Below are 10,993 nucleotides of genomic sequence, written 5' to 3' on the forward strand. Positions count from 1 at the left end.
GTAGGAGCCAGCCTGCTGGCGATTGATGCGCAACACCAGCTGATCGCCAGCAGGCTGGCTCCTACAGAGGATCAAAACCCGGACACAAAAAAGCCGCCATTAAGGCGGCTTTTTCGTATCAGTCAGCGATCAGTCGTTGCGCTTGGGCAATACGTCGCGCAGCTTGTCGGCCATGTCGCGAATGGCTTTCTCGGTGGTGTCCCAGGCGATGCAGCCATCGGTAATCGACACGCCGTATTCCAGATCGTCCAGATTCGCCGGGAGCTTCTGGTTACCGAACTTCAGATGCGATTCCACCATCAAGCCAACAATGGATTGGTTGCCTTCCAGAATCTGGTTGGAAATGTTCTCCATTACCAGCGGCTGCAGGCTTGGGTCCTTGTTGGAATTGGAATGGGAGCAATCCACCATGATGTTGGTGGACACACCGGCTTTCTCCAGCGCTTGCTCGGCCAGCGCCACAGAAACGGAATCGTAGTTCGGCTTGCCACCGCCGCCACGCAGTACCACGTGGCCGTACTGGTTGCCCTTGGTGGTGGTCAGCGCCACCCGGCCTTCCGGGTCGATGCCCAGGAAACGGTGCGGGTGCTTCACGCTGAGCATGGCATTCACCGCCACATCCAGGCTGCCGTCGGTGCCGTTCTTGAAGCCCACCGGGCTGGACAGACCGGATGACATTTCCCGGTGAGTCTGGCTTTCGGTGGTGCGCGCGCCGATGGCGTTCCAGGCAATCAGATCCTGCACGTACTGCGGCGTCGTCGGGTCCAGCGCCTCGGTAGCAGTAGGCAGACCCAGCTCGGCCACATCCAGCAGCAGCTTGCGGGCAATGTGCAGGCCGTCCTGCACCTTGAAGGAATCGTTCATGTAGGGGTCATTGATCAGCCCCTTCCAGCCCACGGTAGTACGGGGCTTTTCAAAATAGACGCGCAGCACCAGGTAGATGGTGTCCTTCACTTCCTCGGCCAGCGCCTTCAGCTTTTGCGCGTACTCCATGGCCGCCTTGGTGTCATGGATAGAGCAGGGGCCAATCACCACGAACAGACGGTGGTCCTTGCGGTCGAGGATATTACGGATCGTCTCACGGCCCTCAATCACGGTCTGGCGAGCATTGTCGGAAAGCGGCAGCTCTGCCTTCAGCGCATTGGGGGTGATCAACACTTCCTGTGAAGCGATATTGAGATCGTCTACCTGTTTATCGGTCATGATGGTCTTTACTACCTGTCGTTGCTGGAGGCCCCGGGCCCCGTTCTATGGCGGGCGGCTCTGGCTGACACTCCTTTTGTAGAGGTGAAGCAGTCTAGCGGAAACAGCGGGTTATAGAAATATGGGGCCGGGCGCTTTCGGAGCCTCCTGCCACCCCCAAACCTGTTGGAGCCTTGCTCGCAAGGCGAAGGGGGTGGGGCATTTCCAGACATTCGCCTTGCGAGCAAGGCTCCAACGGCCTTTTTAGAGTCACAGGCTGGTGATCAACGCCTCCACATACGCCGGCACCAGCTCCGTCGCCAGCCCATGTTTGTGCTCGGCAAAGGCGGTGAGCCGCTGGGAGGGCTCCAGATTCAGCTCCACCGTATGTGCTCCGTGGCGGTTGGCTTCTTCCACGAAGCCTGCCGCCGGGTATACATTGCCGCTGGTGCCGATGCTGATAAAGCGGTCGCAGCGGGCCAGGGCCTGGTAGATCCGCTCCATCTCCAGGGGCATTTCCCCGAACCACACCACATGGGGCCGCAGGCAGCCCTTGGCGCCGCAGAGCGGGCAGGGCAGGGCCGGGGTCAGCTCGCCGGTCACCTCCACCAGGCCGCCGCTGGCCTGGCAGCGCCCCTTGAGTAGCTCGCCGTGCATGTGAATCAGGTTGCCACTGCCGGCCCGTTCGTGCAGGTTGTCGATGTTCTGGGTCACCAGCAGCACCTGGCCGGCGGGAAACGCCTGTTCCAGCTTCGCCAGCGCCTGATGCGCCGCATTGGGCTTGATGGCCGCGCTGAGCAGCTGTTCACGGCGTTTGTTGTAGAAGTTCTGCACCAGGGTGGCATCGCGCAGAAACGCCTCCGGCGTGGCCACATCTTCCACCCGGTGGTTCTCCCACAGCCCGTCGGCGGCGCGGAATGTCTTGATACCAGATTCCGCCGAGATTCCCGCGCCGGTAAGTATTACAATGTTTTCAGCCATTTATCCGTCCGATTAGTCAGGATTATTTGTTTCATGGATACCATTATCGACCTACAGGAAAACCTCCCGTTGCCCCGGCGCGGCAATGTCACACTGCTGCATTTTCACCAGGGCATGGTATTGCTGGTGGGGGAGGATGCCGTGGGCCTGTATCGCGACCGCGTGGCCATCGACGACCCCCTGGCCAATGGTGTCATCGGCTATGAAACCATTCCACCCTCCCTGCAACCGGACTGGCAGGATGACTGCGGCTTTGTGAACGAGCATCAATCCGGCTATGTCGGTCTCAACGGCGGCGGCGTGATTTTTATTCGCCCCGATGGCGTGGCGCTCTATCCCAGCGGCATGCATGCGTTGCAGAATCGGGACATGAGCTGGCTGATTCCCTTTCCGCCGCTTAATGCATAATTTGCCCGGCACCGGTGATCCCGGAGCCGGCTTCTGAAGGAGCTGTTCTGTTATGGCAGAAGAAACCACTCGCCTGCGTCTGCGCACCCTCACCGAGGACGATTACCCCGCGCTGGCGCTTCTCATGAACCAGGTCTACCACGACATTGGCGGCGCCTGGCCGGAAGACACCATCAGGACCCTGATCCGCATTTTCCCGGACGGGCAACTGGTGATCGAGGACAACGGCGAGCTGGTGGCCACCGCGCTGACCATCAAGGTGAAATACGACCGCTTCTCCAACCCGCATCGCTACGAAGATCTGATCACCGACGACAAGGTGCAGTCCCACGACAAAAAGGGCGATGCGCTTTACGGCCTGGATGTGTTCGTGGACAAGGAATACCGGGGCTACCGCCTGGGCCGCCGCCTCTACGAAGCTCGCAAGGAACTGTGCCGCGAGGAAAACCTGCGCGCCATCCTGGCCGGGGGCCGGCTGCCCGGCTACACCAACTATTCCGATCAGATGGAGGTCACCGAATACATCGAGCAGGTGGAAGCCCGCGCCATCTACGATCCCATCCTGTCGTTCCAGCTCTCCAACGGCTTCGACGTGAAACGTCTCATGAAGGCCTACCTACCGGAGGATGAAGACTCCCACGGCTACGCCACCCTGCTGGAGTGGGACAACATCCTCTACGAACCGGAGGACGACGACGCCGAATGGCCGCGCCGCACCGTGGTGCGCGTGGGCGTCGTCCAGCGGCGCATGCGTGCCGCCCGCGACGTGCAGGATCTGCTCAACCAGGTGGAATTCTTCATTGATGCGCTATCGGACTATCGCGCCGATTTTGCCGTGCTGCCGGAATTCTTCAGCGCCCCACTGATGGGCCTGCGCCCGGAACTGAACTCCGTGGAAGCGGTGCGCTTCCTGGCCAGCTTCACCGATGAAGTGCGCGACGCCCTGGCCGACATGGCAGTGAGCTACAACATCAACATCGTGGGCGGCTCCATGCCCGTCATCGAAGACGAAAAAGTCTACAACGTGGCCTACTTGATGCGCCGCGACGGTTCCGTGGAAGCCCAGTACAAGATCCATATCACCCCCCACGAACGCCGCGACTGGGTCATCCAGGGTGGCAACAAGCTGCAGGTGTTTGATACCGATGCCGGCCGCGTGGGCATCCTGATCTGCTACGACGTGGAATTCCCCGAACTGGGCCGCGTCCTGGCGGACGAAAAGATGGATATCCTCTTCGTCCCGTTCTGGACCGACACCAAAAACGGCTACCTGCGCGTGCGCCACTGCGCCCAGGCCCGCGCCATCGAAAACGAATGCTACGTGGCCATCGCCGGCTCCGTGGGCAACCTGCCACGGGTGGATGCCGTGGATATCCAGTACGCCCAGTCCTCGGTGTTTTCCCCCAGCGACTTCTACTTCCCCCACGATGCCATCATCAGCGAATCGGTGCCCAATACCGAAATGCTGATGTTTGCAGATGTGGACCTGGAAAAGCTGAAGTTGCTGCACCGGGAAGGGTCGGTGACCAACCTGCGCGACCGTCGCCATGATCTGTATAGCCTGGATTGGAAGAATAAAGGCTGAATCCTGCCAGGGCAGGGCCGTCCGGCCCTGCCTGCCTTCTGCCCTACATGTACCGTAGGAGCGGCGCTTGAGCCGCGAACACCCCCGCTATAAAACCGTACTCTCGTTACTCAGCTGTGCTCAAACACTTGGAAAACTGACTCCCAGCGCCTACCAGGAAATACCGCTTCCTCATATCACTGCCGCCCGGAAATGGCTCCGTTGTAACCCGTTGAGATTTCTGCTTTTATCGGTCGGTATATAAATTGGATAAATGTAATAGGAAGGCGGCGCGTGGATATTCGAGCGGGCTTACTAATACCTGTTATGCAATCAGTCGAGGTGATATGTGAAACTTAGTTGTATCGCTGGCCTAGTGCTTGGGCTAGTTCTGTCACCAGTTCTCCAGGCAGATGATGGACTGGGATATAAAGGTAAGAACAACGACGGCCTGGCCCCGGATGAACTCCTATCGAAGCTGAGATCTGATGGCGAGACACAGATCAGAGAAGAAAAAGACTGGATAGTCGCATCCTCCGAAAAGCTGAGGACGATATGGAGCTTTCCCCCGAAAGGGCATCCTGCCTACCCCTCGTATGTAAAGAGAGAGGTGGTTGAGAAAGGCGGTGCGCTCTATATGGAAACAAGCGTTAGATGTGGGGCTGCTAAACCGCAATGCGACAAACTCGTAAAAGACTTCATTGAGTTAAATGCGCGTGTGCAAAGTGAAGTTGACGCCGAGTAAATTGCATAACAATCGCAGGCACTGCGACGGCTTTTCCGTTGCGGCTACGCCTCCACTACAAAGCCGCGCGTGCTGGCGGCGTTACATATTAAGCTCGGGGTAACATGAGATACTTGGTCTTAATCATTGCTTTGGTAATGGTAGCGATCTCTTCAGCTGATAGAGTTGTCGACTGTGATAGCCTTGATCCCGGCGTCTGGAACGATGATGCGATGATCTGTGCACGGCAAGAGATGTATAAGCCTAAGCTAGAGTATGACATTCTCTCGGAAAAGTTTAGAAAAATTCTGCAGAAGCATATTGATGAGGGCCGTGATTTTGGCTGGGGCGTGAGTGCTCAGTCTGCGCTAGAGCAGTTTGAGATTGCTGAGAGGGTGTGGCTCGAACTCATCGAAATAGATTGCAATGTAGAAACTATTTCTCCCTCTAATGCAGGAGGAATGATAGCTGGAATGGTTGGCGAGCGCTGCATAATGGATGCGTATGCTGAAAGAAACCTTTACTTAGAAAGAATTTCTTATATATGGGATGAAGATATGTAACAAAACAATGGGGTCAGGTCTCCAAATTCCCACCTACAGTCTGGGAAATGGGAGGCCTGACCCCAGGACCTTGCTCATGTGACCCCAGGACCTTGAAGCCGGCGCGTTCATTAGATATTCGAGCGGGATTACTAATACCTATTAAGAGTAGGGGGTTGAGACCTTGAAGTCGCCAGATGGTCGCCATGATGCTGTATTGATTACGGTTGGCGAGATCCGATTCGGACCAGTGTATTGCGAACTAAAGATTGATGGCATTGCACAGATCAATCGAATATTTGGCGAGGAACTGAAATGGTCTCCTGATTCGAGATTCTTGGCGGTCGAAGAATGGCTAACGACGGATTACGTGAGTGGTCCGATTACTCGAGCTGCAATTTTCGACTTGGAAGCCCACCGCTGTACGGCCTTGAAGCCGGCTGAAAGAGGCTTTTGTCGTGATTTTCATTTCGAAGAAAAAACCTTTGTCTACAAGAAGAATTTTAAGGGCCGAGGTGAAATCATAGAGCTAGAGGTTGATCTTGGCTCCGTCTCAGGCTGGAGCAGGTTTACCTCTTAGCAAGGTGGTCAACGGGATGCCAACTTCGCTGCGCTCCGTCGAGGCCCATTACCAGGTCATTTGGGGGCAGGTCTTTCCCGAACCCGGAGAGCGTTGATGGCTAGGCTGTTCGCGCCTCAAGCGGCGTATTCGCTTCGCTCACCCTCCGGGCCGCACTACGTGCGTTACTGCGCTACGCTACGTTCCTACAGCAGGCTTCCGGGCCAGCGTAGAAATGGTGATCTTGTCGTTCCCTGGCAGACCGAATGAAATCAAAATAATCCTGAAACCTTTTGGAGAGACAATGAACCCCACCCTGATCAAAAACGGTTTTATCGCCGCCGCCTTGATGAATATCGGCGGCGTGCTGCTTTTTTCCCGTGCCTTCACCAATGACGCCATCAATCAGGCCGATCCGGTGGTCATGTCCAACTTCGGGCTGCTGATGATTGTGGTGTGGGGGTTGGCCTATCTGGGGGCGGCGTTTATTCAGGGCAATATCCGCTGGCTGGCGGCGGCCTTTGCCGTGGAAAAGCTGGTGTACGTGGTGGTGTGGGGGCTGTGGATGGCGAACCATAGCCTTGGCGCGGTGTATGAGCAGGATCTGTTTGCCGGAATTTTTTACAGCATCTATGGGCTTAACGATCTGGCCTTTATGTTGTTCTTTGGCTGGGTGTTTCTGTCGCAGCGGTCCAGCGCCTGATTGGATGCAGACGTTGCCGGAGGGCTCGTCGGTTCGCGCCTCATACTCGCAGAGCACAGAGAGCGGCGCTCCTACATGATGAAGCGCCATCCGGATCACCGGCTTGTTTTTTAAACCGTAATGCGGGGTCTACTGGATCTGCTCCAGCGCTTCCCGGGTCTTGGCGTTCTGCTGATCCGACATACGATTCACATGGTCTTCGAAGGCCTTCAGCTCTTCGGCATTACGGGGCGCCTGCACGGCTGTGCCGGCGCTGTCTTCGGCGGACAGGCTCGGTGTTGGGGTGCTTTGCAGCTGGGTCATGACCAGCCAGCCCACAGCCAGCAGGGCCAGCAGTAATCCGATCAAACGCATCGTGTGGTTTTCCTGGGGTTTGGTGTGGCTTCGACCTTCACAGCCTGGGAGCTAATGGTCAATCCGCTGCGGGTATATGGTCTTATCTGGCTGACGTATGCGGTTAGCGCCAGAAGGCTTGCCCTGGAATTCAGTCGTGCTGAGCCTGCTCATTGCTCTCTTTTGGTAAACGATATTGGTATGTATGTATTCTTTTTCCCGCCTGATTTGACCCATATCAACAAACCATAACATTGCTCAATGTAACCATTGAGCCTGTCATCCTCATGGCCCTAGCATCCGATCAATCCGATCTGTTCAAGGGGCATGACAATGACAATTCAGGTTGATCCGGTACGCCGGAATCTCAAATTCGGGCTGCCCGCCGGCAAGGCATTGAGCTGGAATCCGGGCGGGCTGCATATCACCCAGTTCTATAACACCCTGTCGATTTTCTTCCCGGCGGGGGAGCGCTTCTTTATTCAGAGCGTGCGCAACTACCGCCAGGAAATCACCGACCCGCAGTTGAAGGAACAGGTCTCGGCCTTTATCGGTCAGGAGGGTTTCCATACTCGCGAGCACGAAGAATACAACGAGGCATTGCAGGCGGAAGGGATGCCTATCGAGGCCCTGGATGCGGTGGTGGTGCGGTTGCTGGCTCTGATGAAGAAGGCGCCGCGTTCGGTGCAGTTGGCAGGCACGGTGGCGCTGGAACATCTCACCGCTGTGCTGGGGGACATGCTGCTTCGCAATACCGAACTGATGGAGGGGGTGGACCCGCATTATTCGGCGATCTGGCGCTGGCATGCCATTGAGGAAACCGAACACAAGGCGGTGTGCTTCGATGCCTTCGAGCAGGTGGTGGGCAAGGGTATCAAGGCCTATGGCTTGCGTGTGGGCGCGTTTCTGTTGGCCAATGCCCTGTTCTGGAGCCTGTACCTGCCGTTCTACACGGTCATGGTGGCGAAGTCCGGCGGTCTGCTGAACCTGAAAGGCTGGTGGAAGGTGGCAAACCTGACGGTAGGTCGACCGGGGGTACTGCGCCGGGCGCTGCCGGACTGGTTCGATTTCTTCCGCCCCGGCTTTCACCCCTGGATGCATGACAACCGGGAATTTCTGGACCAGGCCGAGGCGCTGATGGACGAAGTGGCGGCCTTTGACGTGAACCGGCTGCAAGCCGCCTGAGGAGGGCAGTGACATGACCAGTAAAGCGAAGATTTCAGCAAAGACGATTTCCGTGGATGTGGCCATCGTGGGCGCCGGTTTCGGCGGGCTGTGTATGGCAATCAAACTGCGTGAAGCGGGTAACGAGGATTTAGTGATCCTGGAAAAGGCGGCGGAAGTGGGCGGTGCCTGGTACTTCAACGGTTATCCGGGAGCGGCCTGCGATGTGCAGTCGCACCTGTATTCCTTTTCATTCGCCGGCAAGGCGGACTGGAGCAAGCGCTATGCGCCCCGGGACGAAATCGAGAACTACATTCTCGACACCGTGGAGCAGTATCAGCTGCGGCCCTTTATCCAGTTCAACCAGGAAGTGAACGAAGCCCATTTTGATGAAACCACCGGCCGCTGGACCGTGCGCACCGCTGCAGGCATGACCATCGATTGCCGCCACTTTGTGCTGGCCTCCGGCCCGCTGCACGTGCCGAATGTGCCCAACATCAAGGGGTTCAAGCGCTTCAAGGGCAAGGTGATGCACTCGGCAGAGTGGGACCACGGCTACGACCTGGTGGGCAAGAAGGTGGTGTCCATCGGCACCGGTGGCAGCGCGATTCAGTACTGCCCGGAAATTGCCCCCAAGGTGAAGAAGTTGTCTGTATTCCAGCGCAGCGCGGCCTGGGTGATTCCCCGGGATGAGCGTGGCTATTGGGGAATCCAGCAGCGCCTGTTCAAACGCTTCCCGGCGCTACGCAAACTGCATCGGGCGCGGCTCTACTGGAGCAACGAATCCCGGGTGGCACCGGCCTCCAGCCCGAAGGCGGCCCAACTGCTGGGTACCCTGTGCAAGCAGTTCATCCGCCTGCAAGTGAAAGACAAGGCGCTGGCGAAAAAGCTGACGCCGGATTACACCTTCGGCTGCAAGCGGGTGCTGATTTCCAACAAGTGGTTTCCCATGTTCAACCGCGACAATGTAGAGCTGGTTACCGCCGGTATCCGCGAGGTGAAAGCCAACTGCGTGGTCACCGAAGATGGGGTAGAGCATGAAGCGGATTGCATTATTCTTGGCACCGGCTTTGTGGTGGATCCGCGAATCTATATGAAAGACTTTCCGCTCACCGGTTTGCCGGGCCATGATCTGCATAAGGACTGGGCCAAGTCCGCGGAATCGCATTACGGCGTTACTGTCAGCGGCTACCCGAACCTGTACATGCTGGTGGGGCCGAACACGGGCCTGGGCCATAATTCGATTCTGTTCATGATCGAGTGTCAGGTGAAATACATCCTGCAATGCATGGCGCTGCTGCGTGAGGAAGGCGCGGATTATCTGGATGTGAAACCGAAAGCCCAGGAAGCGTTTAATGCCAACGTGCAGCGTCGCCTGCAGGGCACCACCTGGACCTCCGGTTGCACCAGCTGGTACCAACAGGACGACGGCAAGAACTTCGCCCTGTGGCCCGGCTCCACCTGGCGCTACTGGCTGGAAACCCGCAACGTGCGCTCTACGGATTATGACTTTGTGTGTGCGAATGCTGAGGCAACCGTGGAAGCCTGACGGTGTCTTGAGTGAATGGGTAAAAGGGAGGGGCAGCCAGGGCTGCCCCTTTTTTGTGTATAGGGTGTCTGGCATTGCGGATGTCTTGTGGTAAAAAAGGGGGGAATAAACAGGTCAGAGATAAGTCGATGAAAAAAATGGTCCCGGTTATCGCTGCTGCCGTGACAGTGCTGGCACTGTATGGGCTGGATAACCTGCGAAATGACAGCACAGTCAGCCAGGCTCCAGCTCAGGCCCCCCAGACGGACACGGCCTCGTTTGCCGGTGATAACCTTATTCAGGCGGCCTACGAAAACCGGCAAAGTGATGTTCAGGTAGAAGGTGTCGGTCGGGTGGTCAAGGTGCTGCCGGACGATAACGAAGGCAGCCGCCACCAGAAATTCATTCTTGAGCTCGCCTCTGGGCAAACCATTCTGATCGCTCACAACATCGACCTGGCGCCACGCATCCCGGACTTGCGTGACGGCGAGAGCGTCAGCTTTTACGGCGAGTACGAGTGGAACGAGCGGGGAGGGGTGGTCCACTGGACCCATCATGATCCGCAAGGCCGCCACGTGGATGGCTGGCTGAAACATGATGGCAAGACCTTCTAGTAGCCTGCCAATGTGGCTTTCAACGCCTGCTGGTCGGAGATTGTAATCTCTGAGCGGCGCTCTATGATCGCGCCATGACTTCCCGATACCACCGCCTGGACCGTTTTCTCAGCAACCGCCTGCAAATCAGCCGTAGCAATCTGCGGCTGTTGCTGGCTGCCGGGCGCGTGCAGGTGAATGACGAGGTGGAGCGTGACCGGCAGCGACGGATTGGCCCGTTTGATGTGGTGGTTTGCGATGGTGAGATTCTGCAGGCAACCCGGGCTCGTTATCTCATGATCAACAAACCCCCTGCGGTGGTTAGCGCTACCTGTGATGATCATCACCACACGGTGCTGGATCTGTTGCCTGAGGATCAGCGTGAGGGGCTACACCTGGCCGGGCGACTGGATTTCAATTCCACCGGTCTGGTGCTGCTGACCAATGATGGCGACTGGTCCCGGCAGTTGAGTCAGCCGGAGAATCAGGTGCGCAAGCATTATCGGGTGACGGTGGAAAAGCCGTTAACCGAGGAATACGTTGCCGCATTTTCCGAGGGTATGTGGTTTGAGTATGAGGGCATTGTGACCCGCCCGGCGGAGCTGACCATTCGCAGTGCCTGCGAGGCGGACGTGTGGCTGTGCGAAGGCCGCTATCATCAGATCAAGCGCATGTTCGGGCGGTTTGATAACAAGGTGCTGACGTTGCATCG

The 10,993-nt window shown here is 57.3% G+C and carries 13 protein-coding genes; 10 read left to right on the plus strand and 3 right to left on the minus strand.

Annotated features, from left to right (window positions below; genetic code table 11):
- Positions 1-129: 129 nt before the first annotated feature.
- Both B3Q33_RS10620 and cobB read right to left on the minus strand, forming a co-directional pair.
- The gene (locus B3Q33_RS10620) at positions 130-1,203 is read right to left on the minus strand and encodes a 3-deoxy-7-phosphoheptulonate synthase (RefSeq protein WP_272961958.1); all 1,074 of its coding nucleotides are present in this window, start codon (positions 1,201-1,203) and stop codon (positions 130-132) included.
- A gap of 249 nt (positions 1,204-1,452) precedes the next feature.
- Positions 1,453-2,163, minus strand: a complete 711-nt coding sequence (gene cobB / locus B3Q33_RS10625; RefSeq protein WP_272961957.1) for a Sir2 family NAD+-dependent deacetylase — start codon at positions 2,161-2,163, stop codon at positions 1,453-1,455.
- Positions 2,164-2,196: 33 nt separating this feature from the next.
- On the opposite strand from cobB, the gene B3Q33_RS10630 reads away from it, so the two are divergent.
- The 6 genes from B3Q33_RS10630 to B3Q33_RS10655 all read left to right on the plus strand — a co-directional run bounded on the left by B3Q33_RS10630 (position 2,197) and on the right by B3Q33_RS10655 (position 6,663).
- Positions 2,197-2,571 (plus strand): hypothetical protein, encoded by a 375-nt coding sequence (locus B3Q33_RS10630; RefSeq protein WP_035244741.1) that lies wholly within the window; start codon positions 2,197-2,199, stop codon positions 2,569-2,571.
- A 52-nt stretch (positions 2,572-2,623) separates the two neighbouring features.
- Entirely contained in the window at positions 2,624-4,156 is a 1,533-nt protein-coding gene (locus tag B3Q33_RS10635; protein WP_272975491.1) for a bifunctional GNAT family N-acetyltransferase/carbon-nitrogen hydrolase family protein, read from the plus strand.
- Between the two features lie 328 nt (positions 4,157-4,484).
- Positions 4,485-4,880 carry a hypothetical protein gene (locus tag B3Q33_RS10640; protein WP_272975492.1) on the plus strand — a complete coding sequence of 132 codons (396 nt, stop codon included), beginning with the start codon at positions 4,485-4,487 and terminating at the stop codon, positions 4,878-4,880.
- A gap of 104 nt (positions 4,881-4,984) precedes the next feature.
- Complete coding sequence (locus B3Q33_RS10645) at positions 4,985-5,422, plus strand: hypothetical protein (RefSeq protein WP_272975493.1); 438 nt, start codon at positions 4,985-4,987, stop codon at positions 5,420-5,422.
- 163 nt (positions 5,423-5,585) lie between these two features.
- On the plus strand, positions 5,586-5,981 hold the full coding sequence (locus B3Q33_RS10650) for a hypothetical protein (RefSeq protein WP_272975494.1): 396 nt from the start codon (positions 5,586-5,588) through the stop codon (positions 5,979-5,981).
- 283 nt (positions 5,982-6,264) lie between these two features.
- The gene (locus tag B3Q33_RS10655) at positions 6,265-6,663 is read left to right on the plus strand and encodes a hypothetical protein (RefSeq protein WP_272962828.1); all 399 of its coding nucleotides are present in this window, start codon (positions 6,265-6,267) and stop codon (positions 6,661-6,663) included.
- 129 nt (positions 6,664-6,792) lie between these two features.
- Here B3Q33_RS10655 and B3Q33_RS10660 read toward each other — a convergent pair whose 3' ends face one another.
- The gene (locus B3Q33_RS10660; RefSeq protein WP_272962829.1) at positions 6,793-7,017 is read right to left on the minus strand and encodes a hypothetical protein; all 225 of its coding nucleotides are present in this window, start codon (positions 7,015-7,017) and stop codon (positions 6,793-6,795) included.
- Between the two features lie 312 nt (positions 7,018-7,329).
- Here B3Q33_RS10660 and B3Q33_RS10665 point away from each other — a divergent pair, with 312 nt between their 5' ends.
- The 4 genes from B3Q33_RS10665 to B3Q33_RS10680 form a co-directional block, all read left to right on the plus strand.
- Positions 7,330-8,181: a metal-dependent hydrolase gene (locus B3Q33_RS10665; RefSeq protein WP_272962830.1), complete on the plus strand. Its 852-nt coding sequence runs from the start codon at positions 7,330-7,332 to the stop codon at positions 8,179-8,181.
- Between the two features lie 13 nt (positions 8,182-8,194).
- On the plus strand, positions 8,195-9,709 hold the full coding sequence (locus B3Q33_RS10670; protein WP_272962831.1) for a flavin-containing monooxygenase: 1,515 nt from the start codon (positions 8,195-8,197) through the stop codon (positions 9,707-9,709).
- 128 nt (positions 9,710-9,837) lie between these two features.
- Positions 9,838-10,302: a DUF3465 domain-containing protein gene (locus tag B3Q33_RS10675; RefSeq protein ID WP_273010283.1), complete on the plus strand. Its 465-nt coding sequence runs from the start codon at positions 9,838-9,840 to the stop codon at positions 10,300-10,302.
- A gap of 74 nt (positions 10,303-10,376) precedes the next feature.
- Positions 10,377-10,993, plus strand: a 617-nt coding sequence (locus B3Q33_RS10680; protein ID WP_286827527.1) for a pseudouridine synthase, incomplete at its 3' end; no start/stop codon positions are given.

This window comes from Alcanivorax sp. UBA3183 (assembly GCF_002364155.1).
Lineage (GTDB): Bacteria > Pseudomonadota > Gammaproteobacteria > Pseudomonadales > Alcanivoracaceae > Alcanivorax > Alcanivorax jadensis.

What these genes read in the sequence shown, in the direction of transcription:
- B3Q33_RS10620 (WP_272961958.1), bottom strand. Translation starts at nt 1,203, where the DNA reads ATGACCGATAAACAGGTAGACGATCTCAATATCGCTTCACAGGAAGTG.
- cobB (WP_272961957.1), bottom strand. Translation starts at nt 2,163, where the DNA reads ATGGCTGAAAACATTGTAATACTTACCGGCGCGGGAATCTCGGCGGAA.
- B3Q33_RS10630 (WP_035244741.1), top strand. Translation starts at nt 2,197, where the DNA reads ATGGATACCATTATCGACCTACAGGAAAACCTCCCGTTGCCCCGGCGC.
- B3Q33_RS10635 (WP_272975491.1), top strand. Translation starts at nt 2,624, where the DNA reads ATGGCAGAAGAAACCACTCGCCTGCGTCTGCGCACCCTCACCGAGGAC.
- B3Q33_RS10645 (WP_272975493.1), top strand. Translation starts at nt 4,985, where the DNA reads ATGAGATACTTGGTCTTAATCATTGCTTTGGTAATGGTAGCGATCTCT.
- B3Q33_RS10655 (WP_272962828.1), top strand. Translation starts at nt 6,265, where the DNA reads ATGAACCCCACCCTGATCAAAAACGGTTTTATCGCCGCCGCCTTGATG.
- B3Q33_RS10660 (WP_272962829.1), bottom strand. Translation starts at nt 7,017, where the DNA reads ATGCGTTTGATCGGATTACTGCTGGCCCTGCTGGCTGTGGGCTGGCTG.
- B3Q33_RS10665 (WP_272962830.1), top strand. Translation starts at nt 7,330, where the DNA reads ATGACAATTCAGGTTGATCCGGTACGCCGGAATCTCAAATTCGGGCTG.
- B3Q33_RS10670 (WP_272962831.1), top strand. Translation starts at nt 8,195, where the DNA reads ATGACCAGTAAAGCGAAGATTTCAGCAAAGACGATTTCCGTGGATGTG.
- B3Q33_RS10675 (WP_273010283.1), top strand. Translation starts at nt 9,838, where the DNA reads ATGAAAAAAATGGTCCCGGTTATCGCTGCTGCCGTGACAGTGCTGGCA.